Below are 23,084 nucleotides of genomic sequence, written 5' to 3'. Positions count from 1 at the left end.
ATCGGCGAGGTTACGAGCGCCGATTTCTGTTCCCATATACCAACCGTTGAACGGGGCACACGGATAAACAATACCGCCAATCTCAAGCTGCATATCAGCAATCATCGGTACGGCATACCAGCGGACTTCGCGACCATCAAACAGGTCATAGTCAGGATGTGTGATGCTGACTTCGAGCACGAGCTCGTCTGGAATCGGATGCAGACTACGTTGTCCATCGAGTTCAATCAAGAGAGGAAGGATGTCAAACGGTGTTTTTGCCCCTGTCCAGCCAAGTGCTTCACATTGTCGTGTCAGTTGGACAGAAGCCGGATCGCCGATGATTCCTGTTGCAGTCTCATAACCAGCGTAGCGAATCAGTTGGTGATTATGCAGCCGCACACGTGTCGGATGAAAAATCGTGATCGTCGAGCGAATTCGTCCTTCATTCGTCGCGAACTGGATATGCTCAAATAACGCGTCGCGGACCGCTTCGACGGTCAACGCATCCCGCGCGTCAAAGACATGAAGTTGCTCCCAAAAGAGGCGTCCCACACATCGGTTACTGTTGCGCCAAGCGAGCTTAGCACCGAATGCGAGCTCGGAAGCCGTCTGTTCATATGTTCCTGTCGTTTGAATCGAACGGATGACTTCTTGCTGACGTCCGGACATTTCGGGGTATTGCTCTATATAAGAAGTAAAGAAGCGTTCTGCTTCGGATTGAATGAATAGGTCCACGAATCGAAATCCTTTCTGAAAAACAAGCACGATACAATCTCTGTTCCTAGTGTACCCCGCGAAGAAACGAAGCGCCAAACTTGAATGATGTATAAGGTTGTTATAAGTTCAAAAGACTCCCAAAAGTTTAAAGAAGTTATGAAATGGGGGATAGTGTAGAGAATGAGTTGAAAGTGAGGAAATTTGTATGTCTTTAATCAAACCTGTATTTGCCCGTTTTTTTGGTGAAGCCTTTTTTGATAAATCGGCTCAGCTCGCCTATTATCTGATGTTGTCCTTATTCCCATTCTTATTATTTGTGGTTGGGATCGTCTCGTTCTTACCGTTTACGTCGGAAAACGTGCTGGATTTGATTCGACCATTTGCTCCAGCAGAAACGTACGACTTGATTCAGCGGAACGTCGTCGGAATCTTTGATCAAGGCGGCTTTAAGCTTGCCTCGATCAGTTTCATCGCCGCTTTTTGGCTTGCTTCGATGTCGGTCCAGTCACTTGTCCGCTCGCTAAATGATGCGCTCGAAGTGACACGGAAAGCACCGTTTTGGCGCGGACTGTTGCAAGACTTCGCCTTTACAATCGGGATGATGATCATCTTACCGATTTCATTGATTGTTCCGATTTCAGAGAAACTAACACGACGTTTCATCAATCATTTTTCAATCGTTGCTGATTTCGTAACGAACTACTCATGGATTTGGTTCTTATTCCGCTGGGGACTCGGGACATTGTTCTTACTTGTCTTTTTCATTTTATTATATCGGATCTTACCGAGTGTCCATTTGACGGTTCGTCAGGTACTTCCCGGGGCAATTTTCGCGACGATTGCTTGGCAAGTCGTTTCGGAATTCTTCTCTTACTACGCTGAATTTGGGAGTTACGACCGTCTTTACGGTCAGCTTGCCGGAATCATCGTCTTGATGACATGGTTCTATTTATCGGCTGTTGTTTTGATGTTAGGGGGACTGATGAATGCGGAACGCATGCGTCAGAAAAAAGAAGCAAAAATCATGAAGCCGCAAAAAATCAAAGAAGAAAGCGTGCGTTAATCATTTTGAACACACAAAAGCAGCTGACGATGTGTCAGCTGCTTTTTATTAAAAACATATATATTAGTAGGATCATAGGAAGAGATAAATGAATGTGCTTCATTTAAGCACATGCTACGACAAGCCAGCAACAGCGCGGTACAGTTAAATAAAATAACATCCAATAAACGTCACGTAACGTAAGCTAAATAAAGGAGGCGAAGGGAGATGAAGAAACGAATGTGGACAGTTTTATCCGTCATTGGTCTCATCGTCGTCATGGTCGGGGGATACTTCGTGTTCCAGCAACAGCAGGCAAAATCAAGTGGTAGTAAGGAATTGAGTTATCAACCGGAAGAGACGGCAATCTTAGCTGGAGGATGCTTCTGGTGTATGGAGCCACCGTTTGAGGAGTTAAAAGGAGTTAAATCGGTCATTTCCGGTTACACGGGCGGTGATGTTAAAAATCCGACATACAATCAAGTATCGGCGGAGACGACAGGGCATCGGGAAGCGGTGTTAATCACGTTTGACCCAAACGTCATCTCATATAAACAATTACTAGATGTCTACTGGCGTCAGATTGACCCGACAGATGCAAACGGTCAGTTCGTCGACCAAGGGGAATCGTACACGACAGCGATTTTCTACACGAATGAAACACAAAAAGAAATTGCAACGCAATCGAAACAGGATTTAGAGAAACAACAGGTTTTTGATGAAAAAATCGTCACACCATTGATTGCAGCAGGTCCTTTTTACGAAGCGGAAGCATACCATCAGGATTATTATTTAACGAATGAGAAAAAATATAAGTTTTATCGGGCAGCTTCTGGACGCGATGACTTTATCAATCGCTACTGGAACGATCAACCAAAACTTAACCTTCCAACGTATCCAAAATTATCAGACGCAGAAATTAAAAAGAAACTAACCGCAATCCAGTACGAGGTGACACAAGAAGATGGGACAGAGCCGGCATTTGATAATCCGTATCATGACTTAAAGGCAGACGGGATCTACGTCGNNTTTCATCAAACGATAAATATGACTCGAAGACAGGATGGCCAAGCTTTACGAAACCACTTGAGCCGGGGAATATCATTGAGAAAAGTGATTTCTCAATCGGCATGAAACGGATGGAAGTCCGGAGTCGACATGGGAATGCACATCTCGGACACGTCTTCTCGGATGGTCCGAAACCGACCGGACTTCGGTATTGTATGAACTCGGCTGCTTTACGTTTCATTCCGAAAGAGGAATTGAAACAAGAAGGATACAGCGAATATGTAGCAGATTTTAAATAATCATTAAAGGCATTCAATGCGTGTGAGCATTGAGTGCCTTTCCTTTCAAAATTGTAAGATACATCCATAAAATAAATATCCATTTTATCCATATCCTGTTTATAATCAAGGTAAAGTACGTCCATTTTGAAGGAGGAACATCTGTGAAGAAACTGATGATTTGGGTCATGCTGAGCTGTCTGATTTTGACGCTTGGAGTAGGACCTACGACAGCAAAGGCGGAGACTGCCCTTGCTAAAGCAACGCTTTTGAAAGCAGGTCAAGAGACGACGCTTGAAACAGGAACGGAAGAAAAAAATACATATTGGTACCGCGTCAATCATGAAGCGGGTGTAGAAAAAACTGCCTCTCACTTCGAGTTATCAATCGATACGGATCAACCTGTTCAAGTAACAGCTTATCCAAGCGAAGCGATGGCTGCAGAAGACGATACGTTTGATCGTTACCGGACAGAAGCAGAGCCAAATGAAAAAACACCGACAAAACTAGCTGTTCCATACGCATGGGATGGACCGTATTATGTCAAAGTAGAATATTACCCGAACATCGAAGAAGGGAAGACGACAAAAGCAGCGCACGCTAAACTAACGTATAACAACGTCAAATTGCCGGTTGAGTATGAACCGATCAATGATATCAGCTGTATGGCAGAAGAAGCGCTCAAACAAACAAAAGAAGAAAAACCGATGCTTGCGCTCATGCACTCGATTCAAAAACAAGTATTGAGCCAATCGGATGCTGGACGCGCTTTGACATCGCTTTACTACAAAGCGTCACCTTATGTCGTCAAAACACTTTTATTTAACAAAGATAAGCGTCAACAAGCATACGAAGATTTAAAAACATTGAAACCAGCGATGGAATCTATTGTACGTGGAGTTGACTATACTCTCAAATCGGAAGATCAAGAAGCGATTGATCGTCTTTATAAATTATCACGTGACGCATCTCCTGCTGTGATCGCCGAAGAAATTGATGAGTATGCAACAAATATGAATATTTCTAAGATGGGTGGGACAACGTTAAGTAAAACGTTTAAAACACTTAAAATGGATCTCCAATGGAAAGAAAGTACACGTTACATCGTCAAATTAAAACCAGGTAAGATGAACCGCTCGATGAAGATTGCGGGTGTTCAGGCAAATGATGTAGAACGTTTATCCCTTGGCAATGCGGGAGACTTCGTCATCGTGACGGAAGATCCAACTGTTAAAGGTCAATCAGCGGCAGCATTAAAACAATCACTCAATCGTTCTTCAGCCGTTGAGTACGTTGAGAAAGTTCAGACGTACCGTGCGACAAGTGATATCAACTTCGACTACCAGTGGGCCGTCAATAAAAAGACTGCTTTTGAGCAATTTGATAACGTTGGGATCGGCTTTGAAGCATTCCAACAACGTTTTGGAACGAAAAAATTAGCTCCTGTTAAGATTGCAGTCATCGATACAGGTGTTGATTATCGTTTGAAGGACTTACAAGGCAAAGTTGATATCGCAAACGAAAAGAACTACGTTTCTGTTAATGGAGACGGGGACGCAATTGATGACAATGGTCACGGGACACACGTGGCAGGTGTCATCGCAGCAACGATGAACAACGATTATGGTATCCAGGGAATCCATCAATCGGCACAAATCCTGCCGGTTAAAGTCTTGAATGCGAACGGTGAAGGGGAAACAGACGCCATCGCACTCGGGATTAAATATGCAGTTGATCATGATGCAAAAGTCATCAATATGAGTCTTGGTGGCGGTGAGAGCCGGACGATGGCTTATATGATGAAATATGCAGCAGATCATGGTGTTACGGTCGTAGCTGCTTCAGGAAATGACTACGACATGATGGTCGGTTACCCAGCGAACTCGGAATACGCGATTTCTGTCGGAGCGACGAACCCTCTCGGAATGGTCGCGGATTATTCAAACTATGGTGTTGGACTTGATGTCGTAGCGCCAGGATCAAAAGTGGCTAGTTTGATTCCAGACGGTAACACGGTGTACATGGATGGAACAAGTATGGCTTCGCCACATGTTGCCGCAGTAGCGGGTATCTTGAAATCACTAAATTCGAAACTGACACCAGCGCAAATCGAACAAATCTTGCGTAAGAGTGCAGAACCGCTTGCGTTTGAAAATCCGAATGACTGGTATGAATTTGAAGATGAGGACGAAGATGGTGAGAAAATTGAGCCTGAGTTCCCAGCTTACGTCAGTCCAGTCGCTGGCTACGGGAAAGTTAGTATTCCACGTGCGATCTCCCAGTTGAACTTGAACGGGAACGTCAATGATGTCTACGATAACCAACTAGTTGTTTCTGGAACAGTCAAGACAGGGACGAAAGTTGAAGTGTGGGCAGCTGTCGTAACAAAAGATAAGAATGGCAAAGAAACAACAACGAATAAAAAGTTAGCTGCAACAACAGCACAAGCAGGAAAATACAGCGTCAAGATTCCGCGTCAAAACCAAAAAACAGTTCTGACGGTTCGCTATGCGAATGGATTAGACGTCACATCGGAACGGACAGAAGTCCTTCCTGGAAAAGCACCAAAAGCACCAAAAGTGAAACCGGTTCTTGCCGGTGCGACAAAAATGACAGGTACAGCTCTTGCGGGTGGTACGATTACAGTCAAAGATGCGAAACAAAAGAAAATTGCAACAGCGAAAGTCGATGCAAAAGGTAAGTTCAGCGCGAAATTGCCAAAGCAAGTTGGTGGTTCAAGCTTGATCGTTACGGTGACGGATATTGCAAAACGAACAAGTAAACCGACGGTCGTAAAAGTCTTACCAGCACCAAAGGCACCAAAAGTGAAATCGGTCTATGCCGGTCAAACGAAAGTAACCGGAACAGCTGAAAAGAAATTGAGTGTCTACGTAAAAGATGCGAAGAAAAAAGTCATCGGAAAAGGAACGGTTTCTTCAAAAGGAAACTATTCCGTCAAAATTCCGAAGCAAAAAGCGAAAGTGAAACTGTCGGTTTACGTTAAGAATACACGCGGACAAGTGAGTCCTGTAACGTCTGTGACAGTGAAAAAAGCGAAAAAATAAGAGTATGAAAAGACCTTTTTTCGGGTACATTCCGAGAAAAGGTCTTTTTTTGTACATCTTAGCTGTTGCTTCGAAAGCGTTTCTATTATATTAAAAGAAACAAATGAAAAAGCATCATTCAATGAATGATGAGGAGGATACATTCATGATGAATTGGATTCGGCGACGAATCGGTCGGCAGTTGCTGACGGTTTTTTATGCGGTACTGATCGTAGTATCGATTACTTCGTTCTTTGTCTATGACTACATGGAAGGGCGAATTGAAACGTCTAAACAAAATTTAGAAACGATCAGTGAACAAAATCGCCGAGCCAACGATTTATGGGACAATTGGCAAACGGTTCAGTTCGGTTTACGAGGGTTTGTCATCTTTGGAGACCAGGATCGGTTTGACGAGGTTCAAGCACTTCGAACAGATATTAAAAGTGAGACCGATTGGTTCATGCGAAACGCAAAAACGGATGAAGAAGAAGAATTCGCGGCACAAATGACGAATTTATATGAACTGTACTATGACGCCTTATTTCCGCTGACCCAGTCTTACGTCAATGAAAAAAAGGCGAATCGAATCAACGAGGATTTTTTACAAGGTGACAGTCTATTTTCCTTACCAATCGCGAAACGTCTCGTAGAACAAGGACGATTAAAGCCAACCGCAGACGGTTCAATCGATATTACACCAGATATTGATAAAGCATCTGCAGCGCTTGACGAATACCGGACGAATTTAAGTCAACAGCAAGAAACCGCTGTCGGGGAATTGCGGAGTGAAGTTGCAAAATCACAATGGATTTGGATCTCAAGTATCGTTGTGCTCGTCGTATTCATTCTCTTATTCGTTCACCCGTTCCTTCGCCGGATGACGCGGCAGTTGTTACGATTAGTAGACGATAATCAAAAACTTGCTCGCAAAGAACCAATTGAAATCGATAAGACGACAGAAAAACGTCCAGACGAAATCGGATTATTACGTGCTTCCTTTAATCGGATGGTCGTGACGACGAATGCTCATACGGATGCGATGCAAGGTAAAAATGAAGAATTGCAAGCGCAAAGTGAGGAATTGCTCGCGCAACAAGAAGAACTGCAGGCGCAACAAGAGGAACTCGAAGAAGCGTATCAAACGACGAAAAAGAATGAGGAAAAGTTGCGATTACGTAGTGAACTAACAGAGGCACTTGCCGTTCGCGAAACTGTCGAATCGTATCCAGCAATCGTTCAAAAGATGATCGATATCACTTCTTCAGAGTACGGTGCTCTATTGCTTTATGAAGAAGGGCAGTTTATGGGTGCAACCACAAACGGCATGACGATGGACTATTTAAAAGATCTCCTGAAAGATGAGATGTCCGTCATCAATCGATCTGTTCGCAAGATGGAATTCGTTCAATCGGAGAAGCGCGTTACACGTGAAAAAGAGCATCCGTATTCCTTTAGTACGTATGAGGTGACGATTCCGGTTCAAGATCCAGAAACGCATGAATTGATTGCTGCCATCTATCTCGTTCGCTACAAATCTGCATATAAAGGACAACAGCTGACGGATATTCGCGAGTTTGCGCAACAAATGACGCTTTCACTTCTACGAACGCGTTCTTATGAAGGAATGCGTCAGGAAAAAGAAAAGACCGAGCAAGTGTTGGACTCAATTCGAGAAGCGATCATTTATCTCGAGGATGGAAATGGAGAGTTATACGTCAACCGTCCATTGTTTGACTTGATTCCAGAACTTCAAACGGAATTCACAGTAGATCGGACGTTACCTTCGAGTGAGTACGTCATTGATGTGATGCGTCAGTTGGTGGATGATGTTGAAGCCTTTAATACGTATCTGGATTTAATTCGTTCCGGTAAGATTTCACCGGACAAAGTCCGATTTGATGTTCGAAACAATACGGCGCATCTAGAAGTCTACGCGGAACGCATTGATGTCGTCGGGGGGTGGAAGGGAATCATTCTCGTCTTACGGGATATTACCCGGGAAACAGAAGCCGATCGTCTAAAAACAGAACTTGTCTCGACTGTGTCACATGAATTGCGAACGCCGCTCTCATCGATTTACGGTTTTACAGAGTTGATGCTAAATCGAAAGATCGATGACTCAAAACAGCAGAAGTATCTAGCGACGATCCATAATGAGACAGAACGATTATCGAACCTCGTCACGGACTTCTTAGACGTTCAACGGATGCAGTCGGGTGGACAGTTGTACCAAATGGCACATCTTGATTTGCTCAGCCTAACTGAACAAGTGATGTCCCTGTATGACGCTTCAAGTGAACGACACGATCTTCATTTGCAATTGCTCAGTCCGGACCGTCCGTTCATCTTAGGAGATGAGGACCGAATCAAACAGCTGATGAGCAACTTGATCAACAATGCAATCAAGTATTCTCCGGATGGCGGACGTGTGGATGTCTGGATCGATACGAAAGACGATCAAGCCATCATTGAAGTAAAGGATGAAGGAATTGGGATTCCACGCCACGCATTTACTCATTTATTTGATAAATTCTATCGTGTCGATAATTCCGATACACGTCGAATCGGTGGAACGGGACTCGGCTTATCAATTTGTAAGGAAATCGTCAAAGAACATGAAGGCGTCATCCACGTCGAATCTGAAGTCGGAAAAGGCAGTCGCTTCATCATCGTCTTACCGCTCAGTTTAAGTGAATCGATCGATTCGACAGAAGAGAATCGACGTTCTAGTTAAAGAAAACATGATGTATTTCTGTTAAACCGTGTTCAAACCGCTTAGGTGTGAACACGGTTTTTGCTTACGTTTAAAAAGAGTAATCTTGTCAAAAATATTTTTAATAAAATAAAAAAAGAGTGAATAAACAGTAATCGTGAACCGATATACCTATAGGACAAACGAACTATGGTTAAAAAAGGAAAGGGGGGATTCGTTATGTATCAGAAATGGTTGGAAGTCGTCATCGGTTGGTTACTCTTTCATATCGGCTGGGTGACGTGCGTTGGAACGGATACATTTATCGGACAAGTCGTCAACAGTCTGTTCACGATCGGTGGTGTGATGATCTCCCTCTATTTGATTTGGCAGACACAACGACGTCAGACAAGACGCCCTTTTACCTATCGTTTATTTCTTCTTTTATTGTTCGCTAATGCCATGCTTGGATTAGGCGAATGTGGACAGCTTCTATATTTTCTACAAGGACGAACGCGAACGGAACCGTTTGACTGGATCGACTTGATCTTCAGTCTTCAAATCTTGATTTATTTGATCGCTTTTGGCTATTTTCTTCGCAATCGACGACGCGAGGTCAACTTGCGTGTTTTTTTATTCGATGAGTTCATCATTCTAGTCGTTGCAGGGTCGCTCTCATGGCACTACTTAGTGACGCCGTATTTAAAAGCGAATGCCTTGCTGACGATCGAAACGATTTTATGGCTCCGTTATCCGATCGGCGATTTATTATTACTCGGTGGAATGATTGTCTTGTTTTTTGGTTTGATGAAGCGTGGCAATGGTGGCTCGTTGTTATTAATTTTACTCGCTTTTCATTTTCAGTTACTTGCCGACCTTCTATACGTCGTGCTAGAACGATTTGATTACCCCATCCCTTCGAGTTGGCTCGATCCGTTATGGTTAGCGACTGTCATGATCGTCGGATTAGCAGCTTATCGTTTTGATGCTGAGGAATCATTCGTCAGCTTTGATGTCGCTCGGAAATGGATCGATGTCTTGCGTTTGATTACGCCATACGTATTCTTGTTAATTCTATTCGTGACGATGGCACGGCAAACAATCAGTTGGAATGGTTTGACGATTGGTCTGATGATTGCGATTCCGTTATTAATTTCCCGTCAAATTCGGATCGTCGTTGATAATCAAAGATTGCGTGAAAACCTTGAGGCGAAGGTAGAGGAACGAACGGAAGCACTAGCATCTGCCATGGAAGAGATGCGGCACATGGCGTATCACGATGCTTTAACAGGGTTACCGAATCGGTATCTGTTTGCACGATTGTTTCAAGATGCCTTGTACCGAGCGGAAGCGAGTGAAGGACAAGTCGGATTATTCTTTATCGATATCGATCACTTCAAAGAGATTAATGATACGTACGGACATCGTGTCGGAGATCAGCTCATCATCGACGTCACGGCACGCTTACAAAAGAAACTACCGCCTAATACGGTCATTTCGAGACAGGGTGGGGATGAATTCATCGTCTTATTATTTGACGTTGAACAAGAATCAGAAGTCGTGCAGTGTGGAGAACACCTGGTTTCCTTGTTTCGACAGCCGTTTCATCATGGCATCATTCCACTTCCTGTGACGGCAAGTATTGGGGGCGCGATTTATCCTACACATGCAGCCTCTCGATCGGACTTGATCGAGCAGGCAGATCTTGCAATGTACGAAGCAAAACGTCGGGGGAAAAATCAATTTTGTATGCATGATTCGACGGTAACGAAGGTATAAATGAAATCATATACTAAAACACGCTCGTATACTGATCCAAACGGACCAGTCATACGAACGTGTTTTTTGATGCATATCATTTCTTTTGCGAACGGGCTAAGAACGTTTCAATAACGTCCGGCTTGGTCACTGCTTGATTACAAGCATCACTATCGATACACATATAATGACCAATCGTTTGATGCTGTTCAGTCGAACGGCGTGTCGTGACAGTTACGAGTGTAATATCACTATACGTATGACAAATCGCACAAATCCCTTTTTGAATCGATGGTAGATAGGTACCTTCTACGCCAATCCATTCACCATTCAAGGGATAGACGAAATATTTTTTCCGATTTCCGGTATCGTTCCAGCTTAAAAACGTCGTGTGTGTCCACTCAAAGGAGTGAAGTGGCGGAACGTGTAGCTTTTTCGTTTTTTTAAAGAGCTGTCGGATTCGTGATTCAGAGATGGTCGGAAATGGTTGGACGAACGGCTCCACACGTGTCAAATACATGAGAAGATCCTGTTCGGATTCAGCGTCACGAATGTTCGTCAACAAGATTTCCTGTTCCGGTGTAAGTACTGGCAATAGATCAAATATCTTTTCAGCGGCACTGTACCGAACAGCATCACGAACATCGGGGTCATGAACGGCTGCGAATTGATGTTGCAGCAGCTCGACTTGATTCCGAATGAAATTGTATTGATGGGGTAGTAAAAATGCGTCCATTCTCGTTCCTCCTTTTCCTTTCATCGTACCGGAATTTGGCAACAGAACAAAGCGACATTTTAGTTTTTCGGACTCCTACAGCGGGAATTAAATAACAGACTGAACGAGGAGGTGAAAAGGGACGTGCAGTATTTAACATTTTTACGCTTGATGAATGTAGGAGCATTCCTCTTTGCAATGCTAGCACGCGTCGTTTGGCAACAGCCGATGACCATTCTTAAGTTACCTCTTGTTCCTGCACCATTCTTTGACGCCATTGCCGGTGTTGTGTTTACGACATTATTGATTTGGTGTATTCGACCGGTACGTGCCTTCCCTGCGGATCGAGAACTGATTGAAGATATCGGAGGGTGGCTTGCATTATCACTCGTGACGCTTGGAATCAGTAGTATGAGTGGCCCCCCTTGGGAACTCGTCTCGACGACGATTTCTTTCATCAGCCTTTGCTTAGTCTATATGAAAATTCAACACCATCCCCGGCGTTCGCCGTGGATGCGCTCTCCAGTTTCAGTGTTGCTTGCCTGGATCAGTACGATGCTATTGATTTTACCATTTCGGATCTTATCGGATTTTCAGTTCACTTCTCTATTCAGTCTTTCCGAACGCCAATGGAGCACGAGTGCGCTCGCACTAGCTGTTATCGGTGGACTCCTGTTCATCGCAATCCATTCAGATTGGGTATTTGGTCTCGCACTCATCTGGTATTTAGCTGGGCTATTGTTTAACGAACGTCTCGTTCTCTTGCAACAGATCGTAGCGGGAATTGGCATAATGTGTGTTTTACTCCTATGTTATTACGTCTTTCAGAAACGTCAACGTCTTTTTCGACAGCATTCACCTAAGTCTTCTTCGTCCTAGTTATGTTTTAGGTGAATTTGGGGTATATCCCATATAGCTGTTATAAAAGGGGGAGGCGTGCATCATGGGGAAAAAACAATGGATTGGTGTCTATCAGAATGAAACGGATTTAATTCGTAAGATCGAGGATTTACATTTTGCAGGTTATCTAGAAGAGGATCTATATATCGTGTTGCAAGACAAGACTGATATGGCGATGTTACGTGGGCAATCGGCGGCGCAACTCGTCTCTGGAAAACGGACGCTGTTTGAGCGGTTTACAGGCAAACCAGCTTCGGCTGAGGAAATTCAAACTGCTTTTACGGAACTCGGATTGCCGGAGGCAGATATTCGGCAACACGTCTTACGTGTCCAGCAAGGCGATTATGTCCTGTTGGCAGACGAAGCAGGGGCTTCTCGTCCTGCGCCGGAACCAAAAAGTATTCTGGAAACAGAGCCAGAGGGAATCGAAGCGGAACGAAAACTTGATCACGAAAACCGTGCCCTTGAAAATGAAAATGATCGGATGTTGTAAGAGAGTCGTGCGGAAAGGATGAATCTTGATGGAGAGCCAATATCATACGATTTTGGTAGCAGTCGACGGATCAGAGACAGCAGATTTAGCATTTGAGAAGGCAGTGAAATTTGCCAAACTTGATCATGCTAAACTCGTCATCGCCCATGTCATCGATATTCAGACGTTTGCTAACGTACGTGCCAATAAACGTTTCATTGATCAAAACGTTACCGAATATGCACAAGAATTGCTCGATCGTTACGAAAAGCGGGCACGAGAAGCAGGTGTCGAGACAGTTGAGCTGATCATCGAAAATGGCTCTCCGAAAACACTGATTCCAAAGGTCATCGCACCACGCGTTGGTGCGGGTCTGATCGTCTGCGGAGCAGTCGGGATGAATGCGATGGAACGAATCATGATTGGGAGTGTTTCTGAAAACATTTCCCGTTATGCAAAATGCGATATCTATATCGTCCGTCCGAAAACCTTGAAGTGACATAAAACAGCACACATCGGCTGATGTGTGCTGTTTTATGTCACGTTAGAAAGTAATAGAAAATGCCTAATAAAATCAGAATGATCGGGAGAAAAATGAAATACATCCAAGACATATTTTTTGCCGAAGTCTTGTGATCGTACTGCTCTTCTGCTGGTTGCTTAGCAATCCGCAACGTAAAGATGAGTCCGACGAGACAAATGACTAATGCGATCCAAAATAAAGTCAACATAAGCATGCTCCTCTCTTCTTTTATCATACAGAAAATGGTCATGTTCTGCAGTGGTGAGTTGTGACAGTTTAAAGTTGACAACGTACTAGTTGAGGGGCTAAACTAACTTCGTAAGTTTAGGGGGTAAACTAAAAATGAAAGATAATTTACGTGAAGCAGTCCTCCTGTTCGAAGAAGTCATGATCCATGGAACTGAACGTGTGCTGAAGTCAGTCGAAGCGCCTGTTTGGCAAATGTATTCACCGGAACAACTCCATGTGTTGAAGCTCGTTGGAAAATACGGACCAATCTCATCGGGGCGTCTCGCGGCAGTACAGGGCGTACATAAAAGCGCCATTTCCAATCGGCTGAAAAAGTTGACGGAAAAAGGACTTGTCATCGTCGAACGCCGAGAAGATGATCACCGAACGAAGTACATCTCGTTGACCGAAGCAGGACGATTGGTTGCGACAGAGGCGGAGCAAGAAATCTATACGTATCTCGAAAGTTTGATTGAAGGAAAGGTCGAGGAAGAAGAAATCATCCAGTTCATCGAAACCTTTAAGAAAATCAAAGAGATTCTGCAGTTGAACGTCTAAAGACAGAATAGAAGGAAGAGGAGAATCAGACATGCGACAAATCGTCAAATGGCGCTGGGCAATTCTTGCATTATTGCTCATCGTCACAGTAGGTTTACTATTTACGGCACCAAACTTGGCAAAACAAGCAGAGGACGCAGGGGCGATTCAGCTTGCGAATAACGCTGACTCACAGCGGGCAGCAGATATTTTAGAAAAAGCGGGAGCAAGTGAAGAAACGATCTCTCTTGTTATTCCGCTCAAAGACAAAGTCAGCGATGCTGATCGAAAGTCGATTGGGAAAATCGTTAAAGATTTAGAAGCACTCGATCGTCCGGTCACGGATGTGCTGAATCCGTTTGAAAACAAAGAGACGGAAGGACAGCTCGTCTCAAAAGATCAAAAGACAGTCCTTGTTCCAATCACGGTCGACGGTTCGCAAGAAGAAATCGTCAAACTGGCAAAACAAATTCGGACAGATCTCTTGCCAAAGGATCAAACGATTTATCTAACGGGTGAAGCGTTAATCAACGATGACGTCAATACAAGCTCACAAGAAGGGTTGAAGCGGACGGAACTGATTACCGTCGGGTTGATTTTCGGACTACTTCTGCTCGTCTTCCGTTCCATCGTCACACCGTTCGTACCACTTGTGGCAGTGGGCTTTACGTACCTGATCAGCCAATCACTCGTCGCCTTTTTCGTCGACTGGTTCGGATTCCCGGTATCGAACTATACGCAAATCTTCCTCGTTGCCATCCTGTTTGGGATTGGGACGGATTACTGTATCTTGCTACTGAGCCGGTATAAGGAAGAATTAACGGCAGGACACGATGTCGAGACAGCGATCGTCAACACGTATAAGACAGCAGGGCGTACGTTACTAATCAGTGGTCTTGCTGTTCTTGTCGGTTTCTCAGCGATTGGGTTTGCGGACTTCCCAATCTTCAAATCATCGGTCGCTGTTGCGGTTGGGATTGCCGTCCTCTTACTCGTCTTATTTACACTTGTCCCCTTCTTCATGGCGACACTCAAAGAAAAATTATTCTGGCCGTCAAAGAAGGCAGCGAGTCACCAAGATAGCAAACTGTGGTCACATTATGGTGGGTTATCGATCCGTCGTCCTTTACTTGCGATGATCATCGTTGCGATCGTCACGGTCCCGACACTCTTTACGTATGATGATGACCTCTCGTTTAATACTGTCGATGAGATTGGTGCGAAGTATGATACGGTCAAAGGACTGAATGCGATCTCGGATGGATTTGGAGCAGGTGAGTCGCTCCCGGTCAATGTCATTCTTAAGAGCGACAAAGATTTGATTATAGAAAAGACAGTTCCTTATGCGGAACAGTTGAGTCGTGAGCTCGTGAAAATCGACGGGGTCAAATCGGTTCGTTCGATTTCTCGTCCGACAGGCGAAATCATTAATGACTTCTACGTCGATCGTCAATTAAAACAAGTTGCTTCCGGCATGAAGAAAGCAACCGCCGGTCTTACGGACGTTCAGTCTGGTCTGACGACAGTTGAAGACAATCTCAACGGTATTACAGGACAACTACCGGCAGGAGACTCGGCTTCAGCAGGAGCAAGTCAGTTGCAACAAGCAGCAGACGGACTTGGACAGATCAACCAACAGTTGACGCTCGTCGGTCAAGGTCTGCAATCGACTCAAAATATCCCGCAAACCATTGGGACATTAAATGCCTTGTCTGGTCAATTGAGCCAAGTTCAATCTGGCATCAGTCAAGCAGCAAGTGGAATAGCCTCACAAGGAGCACAAGCCGGTCAACTTGGAAGTGGGCTGACACAACTTGCGGATGGTGTTGGTCAAGCAAACACAGGGCTTGCGAAAATTAGTAATGGTCTAGATGACATCTCGAATTTGTTAACCGAGATGGGACAAGCGACATCGATCCGTGGGACAGGTGTGTTCGTGCCAAAAGATACGTTATCGGACAAGGCCTTTAAACCAGCAATTGACCGTTACGCGATTGATCAGCAAACCGGATTGAAGTTTGAAGTCATCCTCGAAGATGATCCGTATTCACCAGAAGCGATTCAAACCGTCGCTGCAATCAAAAAGACGACAGCGAATACGATTAAAGGGACACCGTTTGAAGACAGCACTGTCGCATATGGCGGGATTTCAAGCGTCAACAGTGACTTGAATGATACGTCGAAAGCCGATTTCAAACGAACAGTGACCGTCATGTTGATCAGTCTCTTTGTGATTTTAGCGATCATGTTCCGTTCGTTGATCATGCCATTGTTCATGATTGGTTCGTTATTGCTGACGTATTATACGTCGATGTCGATCGCTGAGCTGATCTTCGTCAACGGTCTCGGATATGACGGCATCAGTTGGGCTGTTCCGTTCTTCGGATTCGTCATGTTGATTGCCCTTGGTATCGATTATTCGATCTTCCTACTCGATCGTTTCCGCGAAGAGACGATCAAGGGACTCGATACGAAGGAAGCGATGTTCCTGTCGATGAAAAAGATGGGATCTGTCATCATCACGGCAGCGATCATTCTTGCAGGAACCTTCGGAGCGATGATGCCGTCTGGTGTCTTGAGTCTCGTTCAAATCGCGACGATCGTCATCACAGGTCTACTTTTGTATGGATTAATCGTCTTACCACTCTTGATTCCAGCGATTACAGTTTCGTTTGGTAAAGGGGTCTGGTGGCCGTTTCGATCAAATGCCAAAAAATAAGAACTAATCAAACCGGATTCGTCTTCTAGATGAATCCGGTTTTTTCATGACGTATACTAAGAGCAGAGTATAAGGAGGTAGAACATGCAATACTTCAAACAACTGACTTCACGGATTTGGTATCAGACACCGGTCAGCGAGACGGATCGCCCGATTCTCGCCGTCGTGCGCGGGGAGAAGCATCAATTGATGATTGACGCGGGAAACTCGTCAGCCCATGCCGCTTTGTTTTTAGAAGAAATGAAAAAACACAATCTTGGATCACCTGACTTATTGGCCCTGACCCACTGGCACTGGGATCATATTTTTGGAATGAAGCATCTCCGTCTGCCATCGATGGCAACACAGCAAACAATCACCCGCATGAAAGAGATGCAACCATACGCTTGGACGGATGCAGCGTTACAAGAACGAATGGATCAAGGGATCGAGATTCCGTTTTGTGCGGATGCGATCAAGCTCGAGTTTGGTACGACACGCGACATCGAAGTCGTCTTACCGACGATTGGCTTTACTGGACAATTGGAAATTGACTTAGGTGGCGTGCAGTGCCAACTGATTGAAGTCGAAAATGATCATTCTCCTGGTAGCCTACTCGTCTACATTCCGGAAGAACGCGTCGTGTTCTTAGGAGACGCGATGTATGCGGATATCTTTTCATCGAAGTGGAATTATACGGTCGAACGGACGAAGCGCTTATTAGCGGCAATCGATCGTTTAGAAGCCGATTATTATGTCTGGTCGCATGGAGAAGCGATGCCGAAGTCTGAATTTGAAGAAGAGGTCAACATGTTGCGTCGAGCCATTCGTGTAACGGAAGCGACCGGAGGACGACTGAAGGATATGCGGACTTTATATGCAGAAGAGACAGGACGATCGTTGACGGAAGACGAAACCGAAACATTGATCTATTTTGCAAATGGAGTGAAATGACAGATCGTAACAAGGGATAAAACGGAGGACGTCGAAATAAAAAAGTACTACGAGCTTGTTAAAGGGAGCGGTACTATATGACAAAGCCAAAATTCGAACGGGATGAAACCATCGATCGCGTTTTTTTTGGAAAAGCGGGCATCTTTTCATTTTTGGTTATCGTGGGAGGCATTCTATATCTACTATATGATCTGTACGTACAATGATCGGAACGCATGCGTTCCGATTTTTTGAATTCAGGGGAGTGCACGAAAACCAGATATTGGGTAATAACTTGCGTGAGACTGTTAGTGAAAGTGAGAGGAGATGTCGGATGAAACGAATTCAAATTGCGGATTTTGATCGACGCATGCCATCGATTGAATTGGTCGAAAAGGATGATCACTATGAAGCGATGCTTGTACCGAGTTATGACCATACGTATCCTTCGACACAAATCCGGACGATCCGCTTAGCGGATATCTCTGTCAATCTGTTTGTCACCCCGGAAGAAACACTACTTGTTTCTGCGCTTTTTCATAAACCGGTTCAAGTGACGGATATCGTTTCCTGGATGCAGTTGTATACGATTAGTTTTGCCCAGTCGGATGAGACTGGTTATTTCGTCGAACAAGCGGATGAAATTTTAGAAGTCGTCTTGTATAAGAAACATCCGATCGTCATCGCGACACGTGGTCAAGATCGATTGTATTACGATACGACGGGAGCAATCGAGGTCCGGCGGGCGACGAATGAATCGGTCGGCGAGCGTCCCTTGCTTTATTTGAACGGGGAAGCCTGGTATGGTGTCCCGCGCTTGTCGTTCAATCGAATGAAGGATGAGCTGCACGTCAATGGAACGTTTTTATATGCGGACTATATGGACGCACACCATGGAAAAATTGGTTTCTTTCGCGAGAATGATCCCTCTCTACCAATCGTTTTGCTCGTAGGTCAGGCAATCGTTGAGATCGAACTGACCGAGAATCCGGATGGTTCACGCGTCCTGATTTTAGAACAACCATATGACGAAGCATGAAAGTGCACAAAAACCGTTCAGCAGATGAACGGTTTTTAAGTGAGACCGTGAAATCCCTTACAAAATATGCGAAGATAGTAAAGAGACAGACCAAAGGGGTTGATGGGGACATGGCGAAAGAAACACCGCGTAATTCTAAATGGATGCGTTCCTATAATCGGGCACTCGTCTTGCGACTGATTCGGATGCATCAACCGATTTCGCGGGTTGAGTTAGCACAACGGACGAACTTAACGAAGCCGACGGTATCGAACATCGTCAGTGAATTGATTGCAGAACAACTCGTGACGGAGCGAGAGCTTGGGATATCAAATGGGGGACGAAAACCGATCATGCTCGAACTCGTCGCAACAGAGCAATACGTCATCGGCATCGATGCGACAAGTCACCAATTCATCGGAGTCGTCGCGGATTTAAGTGGTAATACGATTCATGAGTCCGAAGCCGTGGGACGTTTTGAGACGAATGAAGAATTGATTGAAGCGATTGGTCGATTATGCGAGACCTTGATTGCACAGACACAAGGACGGGGAACGATTCACGGTATCGGGATCTCCGTCCACGGGATGGTCAATCCGGAGACAGGTGTCATCTTGTTTGCACCACGTTTCCACCTGCATGACGTCGAGTTGAAGGTACAACTTGAAGCACGCTTTGACTATCCTGTCTTCATCGAAAACGATGTTCGAGCACTCGCTTCGTTTGAGCTATTATTCGGTGAAGGTGTTGGGGTCGAACAATTCTTTTATCTCTATGCCGGGGAAGGCATCGGGGGTGCTTATGTGCTCGATGGACAGCTTGTCGACGGACAACATCATATTACGGGAGAGGTCGGACATATGCGTCTTGATCTCGATGGACCGATTTGTTCGTGTGGGAACAGAGGATGCCTAGAAGCATTAGCGGGCGAAAAAGCATTGTTACGGGATTATGCTGTCGTGGATCCGCAAGTCATGACGATTGCTGATTTGCGCAAACGGTTAAACGAACGCGATGAACAAGCAGTTCGTACATATGAACGGGCGGGGGAATATATCGGAATCGGTGTCTTGAATACGATTCATCTCCTGAATCCACGCCGGATTTTACTTGGGGGACCGATGTTTGAGCTCGCACCCACGATCGTTGATCAAATCAAGGAACGGGTCGAGCAGACGGCGTTGACCGCTGCTTCACGTGAAACCGATGTCAAGATGGTCCCGTGGGGTGAAAAACAAGGAGCACTCAGTGCGGCTGCCCTTGCGACAAATAGTTTATTTCAAACGATTTAATGAAGGCTGACTCAAAAAAAGAATGACGCGTCTTTTCACGCCCTTTCCTCAGGCGAGACACAAGCCAGTTTTCCTGCTCCGTTGAAGCAGGAAAGCGGGTCTTGTTCGTCTCTGACAGCGCATAAATGCGCTTTTCCTGTAGGAGTGGCGCGAAACGCGTCATTCTTTTTGTTACGAGATAAGGATGGCAGATCATCATTCTGCCATCCTTATATTTGTAGAGACTGACTTTTGAGNNAAAAACCAATGTGCTATAGTCGATATAAAGTTAGATAATAAATTTAATTTACTAAGTTCATGGTCAACTAAGTGGAGGTGGATGCAGGTTAGCAGGGGCTAATCAAGCTGAAGCAGGAAAGGGAGGCATCGCGCAATGGAACCACACGATCCATGGGTTTCGTACCGTGAAGCTTTCGGGCGTTACGGAGCAATCCGCGGTTTTTATTTTCATCGGTCAACGCAACAGATGACAGAACAGGGTCCAGGCGATGTCCCGACAGACGAGCAGGATATTGTGCTCGTCCGACCACGACGTGACGGTGTGTTTCAATTCCGGATGTCATCGGTACAAGGGGTCCTGACGATNNCGTTCATCCGAGCTACACATTCGAAAAAATGAGAGCGGATACATTGAATTACGCGCACTCATGCAACACATGCGCTCTGCCGGTTGTTTGACGCTGGGTGGAGAGTTATATCTCTTCGTCCGACCGGACGTCGATACGCTGGCATACCGTCTTCGATTGATCGCCCGTGTATTGATTCAGCTACAGGGAATGCCGATTCAGACGAAGGTGATCGAAGAATGGTGCCGACAAGCACTAATCGAAGGGGAACACGCTAGACGATACGCTTGACTACTTACACATAAAAGGGGAGCTCTTACATGAAATTCAAAAAAACGAAACTCGTTGCTGCAGCATCAGTCCTAACATTATCCGCATTCCTCGCCGCTTGTGGTGGCGAAGACGAGCAACAAACGAAAACAAAAGACGGTAAGACGATCGTCACATGGTGGGGCTGGGCACCGCAACCAGAAGCGGGGAAAACTGTCGTTGATGCTTTCAATAAATCACAAGATAAATACGTCGTTCAATTCAAACGATACAGTGAAGACTACGAAAAACAATTACAGGTCGCGATGTTGTCAGGTAAAGGTCCAGACATCATCGGTCTGAAAGAACCGATGATTCAGCAGTACAAGGATCGCGTCGTACCGGTCGATTCGTACATGGATAAAGCAGCAGGTAAAGGCTGGAAAGATAAGTTCGTTGAGCTCGGAATCGAACAAACAACGATTGACGGCAAACAATATGCAGTTCCAATTGGTTTCACAGGTCAAGCGTACTTGATGTACAACAAGACGATGCTTGATAAATACGGTGTGACACCACCGAAGAACTACAAAGAAACAGTCAGTGCAGTCAAGAAGATTAAAGACTCAGGCGATAAAGTCATCCCACTCATGCTCGGAGCAAAAGATGCATGGATTGACATCGATGTCTACAACGTCCTCAGCCACCAGGTCGCACCAGGTTACATTCAAAAAGTCCTCTCGGGTCAAGCAAAATGGACAGACGACGAAATGGTTAAAACAGCACAAGTCTGGCAAGATCTCTTCAAAGATAAAGTTTTCCAAGAAGGAGCGCTTGGTCTAGCGACATACAATGACGGGATGAACCAATTCTTTGATAAAAAAGCAGCGATGTGGGTCATCGGTTCATGGGAAGCACACTCGATGACAACAGCTGAGAAAAAAGACAAATGGAAAATCAAAGATGAACTCGGATTCGTTCCACTCCCGAACTTAGTAGGTGGAACAGAGCAACCGGTCATCGCATCGATCGATATGGCACTTGGTGTCAATAAAGAGTCGAAACAACAAGAAGGTGCAGCAGAGTTCATCGCCTTCATGAGTCAAGGAAAAGGACAAGAAGTCTACATGGGTGAGTTTGAAATGGCACCTGGTATCAAGGATGTCAAAGTCGATTCAGACGCTGCCTTCACATCTGAAGGCGAAAAAGAATCGTACAAGATGTTAAACGACACATTAGCAAAAGCGGTTGCTAGCCGTGGTATCCGAGATACGAAATTAAACGATATCCTCGGTAAGGAACTTCAAAACATCGCGACAGGACAAGATCCGAAAGAATCATTACAACGCGTTCAAGACGCAGCGGATCAATCAGCGAAATAAGACTCGACAGTGAAGTGGTACGCCTGCGTGCCACTTCCTGATTTTTGGACTTGAGGAAAGTGGGGAATCGATATGCAGACAGAGCGACAGGAATTGCCGATTAAACCAAAAGCAGAACCGCTCCAGCCGGTGGCGACACGCCCGCCCGCACCGAAGAAGAAAAAGAACATGAAGCGAAACATGGTCGGATGGGCCTTCGTTGCTCCGATCGTCTTGTTCGTCGTCAGCTTCATCTATTATGGGATTTTCTATAATGCCTATAACTCATTCTTCTCGTGGGACGGGATTTCGTTTGACAAAGTATTCGTCGGACTCGACAACTATGCTGAGATGTTCCAAGATCCGGACTTCTATCTCTCGCTGAAGAACACATTCATCTTCACGATTTTGACCGTTTCGATTCAAGCTGGTATCGGTCTCGTCTTGGCGTACTTCCTGCATACACCGGGACCATTGCGGACGGCGATGAAGTCGGTCTTCTTCTTTCCGGTCGTCTTGAGTCCTGTCGTACTCGGTGCGGCATTCTCACAAATTTATGATTTCCAGTTTGGTTACATCAATGAGTTCCTCCGTGCGATTGGTCTCGGTAGCCTCGAGCAGAACTGGCTTGGTGATCCGGACATCGCGCTTTATTCCGTCATTGCGATCAACATCTTCCAGTGGACGGGTTCTTCGATGGTCATGTACTACATGGCAATGTTGACGATTGAGAAGGAAATCTTCGAAGCAGCAAAAATCGATGGAGCTGGATTCTTCCGGACACTGTGGAGCATCGTCTTCCCGAACTTGAAAGGAACGACGTTCACTCTGTCGATTCTCGGAGTTATCGGTGGTCTGAAGACGTTTGACTTAGTCTGGATCACGACAGCTGGTGGACCAGGATCGTCGACGGAGTTCATTTCGACATACCTATTCCGAAAATCGATGTTGCAACAGGAAGTTGGTTTCTCGAGTGCTGTTGCCATCATCCTACTGACGATCGCCTTGCTGATCACGTACTTCCAATTGCGTGTACAAAAGAAAATGGATAACTAAGGAGGAACGACC

General features: G+C 45.2%; 18 protein-coding genes and 1 pseudogene. 16 read left to right on the top strand and 3 right to left on the bottom strand.

Features of this window, described 5'->3' with window-relative positions; genetic code table 11:
- A partial coding sequence (locus B2751_RS09635; protein WP_290774531.1) for a nitric oxide synthase oxygenase occupies positions 1-651 on the bottom strand: 651 nt, incomplete at its 3' end.
- A 253-nt stretch (positions 652-904) separates the two neighbouring features.
- Between B2751_RS09635 and B2751_RS09630 the strand changes: the two genes are divergently transcribed.
- The 5 genes and pseudogenes from B2751_RS09630 (at position 905) to B2751_RS09610 (ending at position 10,545) form a co-directional block, all read left to right on the top strand.
- Complete coding sequence (locus B2751_RS09630) at positions 905-1,762, top strand: YihY/virulence factor BrkB family protein (RefSeq protein WP_035411153.1); 858 nt, start codon at positions 905-907, stop codon at positions 1,760-1,762.
- Between the two features lie 207 nt (positions 1,763-1,969).
- Positions 1,970-3,048 (top strand): annotated as a pseudogene (msrA, locus tag B2751_RS09625) (peptide-methionine (S)-S-oxide reductase MsrA).
- Between the two features lie 143 nt (positions 3,049-3,191).
- The gene (locus tag B2751_RS09620; RefSeq protein WP_290774472.1) at positions 3,192-6,092 is read left to right on the top strand and encodes a S8 family peptidase; all 2,901 of its coding nucleotides are present in this window, start codon (positions 3,192-3,194) and stop codon (positions 6,090-6,092) included.
- 145 nt (positions 6,093-6,237) lie between these two features.
- A complete protein-coding gene (locus B2751_RS09615; RefSeq protein WP_290774470.1) occupies positions 6,238-8,808 on the top strand; it encodes a HAMP domain-containing sensor histidine kinase in 2,571 nt (856 codons plus the stop codon).
- Positions 8,809-9,006: 198 nt separating this feature from the next.
- Positions 9,007-10,545: a GGDEF domain-containing protein gene (locus B2751_RS09610; RefSeq protein ID WP_290774468.1), complete on the top strand. Its 1,539-nt coding sequence runs from the start codon at positions 9,007-9,009 to the stop codon at positions 10,543-10,545.
- A gap of 76 nt (positions 10,546-10,621) precedes the next feature.
- Here B2751_RS09610 and B2751_RS09605 read toward each other — a convergent pair whose 3' ends face one another.
- Positions 10,622-11,260, bottom strand: a complete 639-nt coding sequence (locus B2751_RS09605) for a FusB/FusC family EF-G-binding protein (RefSeq protein WP_035411141.1) — start codon at positions 11,258-11,260, stop codon at positions 10,622-10,624.
- A gap of 123 nt (positions 11,261-11,383) precedes the next feature.
- Between B2751_RS09605 and B2751_RS09600 the strand changes: the two genes are divergently transcribed.
- The 3 genes from B2751_RS09600 (at position 11,384) to B2751_RS09590 (ending at position 13,110) form a co-directional block, all read left to right on the top strand.
- On the top strand, positions 11,384-12,118 hold the full coding sequence (locus B2751_RS09600; protein ID WP_056063849.1) for a hypothetical protein: 735 nt from the start codon (positions 11,384-11,386) through the stop codon (positions 12,116-12,118).
- 64 nt (positions 12,119-12,182) lie between these two features.
- Positions 12,183-12,632 carry a general stress protein gene (locus B2751_RS09595; protein ID WP_035411135.1) on the top strand — a complete coding sequence of 150 codons (450 nt, stop codon included), beginning with the start codon at positions 12,183-12,185 and terminating at the stop codon, positions 12,630-12,632.
- A gap of 28 nt (positions 12,633-12,660) precedes the next feature.
- The gene (locus B2751_RS09590; protein WP_056063846.1) at positions 12,661-13,110 is read left to right on the top strand and encodes a universal stress protein; all 450 of its coding nucleotides are present in this window, start codon (positions 12,661-12,663) and stop codon (positions 13,108-13,110) included.
- Between the two features lie 40 nt (positions 13,111-13,150).
- Here B2751_RS09590 and B2751_RS09585 read toward each other — a convergent pair whose 3' ends face one another.
- Positions 13,151-13,342 (bottom strand): hypothetical protein, encoded by a 192-nt coding sequence (locus tag B2751_RS09585; protein ID WP_035411129.1) that lies wholly within the window; start codon positions 13,340-13,342, stop codon positions 13,151-13,153.
- Between the two features lie 134 nt (positions 13,343-13,476).
- Between B2751_RS09585 and B2751_RS09580 the strand changes: the two genes are divergently transcribed.
- From B2751_RS09580 to B2751_RS09545, 8 genes are all read left to right on the top strand, one after another.
- Positions 13,477-13,920 carry a MarR family winged helix-turn-helix transcriptional regulator gene (locus B2751_RS09580; RefSeq protein WP_035411126.1) on the top strand — a complete coding sequence of 148 codons (444 nt, stop codon included), beginning with the start codon at positions 13,477-13,479 and terminating at the stop codon, positions 13,918-13,920.
- Between the two features lie 31 nt (positions 13,921-13,951).
- The gene (locus B2751_RS09575; RefSeq protein ID WP_290774465.1) at positions 13,952-16,618 is read left to right on the top strand and encodes an MMPL family transporter; all 2,667 of its coding nucleotides are present in this window, start codon (positions 13,952-13,954) and stop codon (positions 16,616-16,618) included.
- 84 nt (positions 16,619-16,702) lie between these two features.
- On the top strand, positions 16,703-17,551 hold the full coding sequence (locus tag B2751_RS09570; RefSeq protein WP_290774463.1) for an MBL fold metallo-hydrolase: 849 nt from the start codon (positions 16,703-16,705) through the stop codon (positions 17,549-17,551).
- A 313-nt stretch (positions 17,552-17,864) separates the two neighbouring features.
- Positions 17,865-18,569, top strand: a complete 705-nt coding sequence (locus B2751_RS09565) for a hypothetical protein (RefSeq protein ID WP_214856092.1) — start codon at positions 17,865-17,867, stop codon at positions 18,567-18,569.
- 110 nt (positions 18,570-18,679) lie between these two features.
- Positions 18,680-19,840, top strand: coding sequence for an ROK family transcriptional regulator (locus B2751_RS09560; protein ID WP_290774461.1), 1,161 nt, complete (start codon positions 18,680-18,682; stop codon positions 19,838-19,840).
- A 647-nt stretch (positions 19,841-20,487) separates the two neighbouring features.
- A complete protein-coding gene (locus tag B2751_RS09555) occupies positions 20,488-20,697 on the top strand; it encodes a hypothetical protein (protein ID WP_290774459.1) in 210 nt (69 codons plus the stop codon).
- 29 nt (positions 20,698-20,726) lie between these two features.
- Complete coding sequence (locus B2751_RS09550; RefSeq protein ID WP_056063835.1) at positions 20,727-22,037, top strand: ABC transporter substrate-binding protein; 1,311 nt, start codon at positions 20,727-20,729, stop codon at positions 22,035-22,037.
- A gap of 72 nt (positions 22,038-22,109) precedes the next feature.
- Entirely contained in the window at positions 22,110-23,072 is a 963-nt protein-coding gene (locus B2751_RS09545; protein WP_035411105.1) for a carbohydrate ABC transporter permease, read from the top strand.
- The last annotated feature ends 12 nt before the right edge of the window (positions 23,073-23,084 follow it).

Origin of the sequence: Exiguobacterium sp. UBA6282 (assembly GCF_002440475.1) — a bacterium.
GTDB lineage: Bacteria > Bacillota > Bacilli > Exiguobacteriales > Exiguobacteriaceae > Exiguobacterium_A.
The sequence above is the reverse complement of the archived record's forward strand: the minus strand, read 5'-3'. Positions and strand labels throughout refer to the sequence as shown.

Coding starts and splice junctions, on each gene's coding strand:
- B2751_RS09630 (WP_035411153.1), top strand. CDS start 905: ATGTCTTTAATCAAACCTGTATTTGCCCGTTTTTTTGGTGAAGCCTTT.
- B2751_RS09615 (WP_290774470.1), top strand. CDS start 6,238: ATGATGAATTGGATTCGGCGACGAATCGGTCGGCAGTTGCTGACGGTT.
- B2751_RS09610 (WP_290774468.1), top strand. CDS start 9,007: ATGTATCAGAAATGGTTGGAAGTCGTCATCGGTTGGTTACTCTTTCAT.
- B2751_RS09605 (WP_035411141.1), bottom strand. CDS start 11,260: ATGGACGCATTTTTACTACCCCATCAATACAATTTCATTCGGAATCAA.
- B2751_RS09595 (WP_035411135.1), top strand. CDS start 12,183: ATGGGGAAAAAACAATGGATTGGTGTCTATCAGAATGAAACGGATTTA.
- B2751_RS09590 (WP_056063846.1), top strand. CDS start 12,661: ATGGAGAGCCAATATCATACGATTTTGGTAGCAGTCGACGGATCAGAG.
- B2751_RS09585 (WP_035411129.1), bottom strand. CDS start 13,342: ATGTTGACTTTATTTTGGATCGCATTAGTCATTTGTCTCGTCGGACTC.
- B2751_RS09580 (WP_035411126.1), top strand. CDS start 13,477: ATGAAAGATAATTTACGTGAAGCAGTCCTCCTGTTCGAAGAAGTCATG.
- B2751_RS09575 (WP_290774465.1), top strand. CDS start 13,952: ATGCGACAAATCGTCAAATGGCGCTGGGCAATTCTTGCATTATTGCTC.
- B2751_RS09570 (WP_290774463.1), top strand. CDS start 16,703: ATGCAATACTTCAAACAACTGACTTCACGGATTTGGTATCAGACACCG.
- B2751_RS09565 (WP_214856092.1), top strand. CDS start 17,865: ATGAAACGAATTCAAATTGCGGATTTTGATCGACGCATGCCATCGATT.
- B2751_RS09560 (WP_290774461.1), top strand. CDS start 18,680: ATGGCGAAAGAAACACCGCGTAATTCTAAATGGATGCGTTCCTATAAT.
- B2751_RS09555 (WP_290774459.1), top strand. CDS start 20,488: ATGCAACACATGCGCTCTGCCGGTTGTTTGACGCTGGGTGGAGAGTTA.
- B2751_RS09550 (WP_056063835.1), top strand. CDS start 20,727: ATGAAATTCAAAAAAACGAAACTCGTTGCTGCAGCATCAGTCCTAACA.
- B2751_RS09545 (WP_035411105.1), top strand. CDS start 22,110: ATGCAGACAGAGCGACAGGAATTGCCGATTAAACCAAAAGCAGAACCG.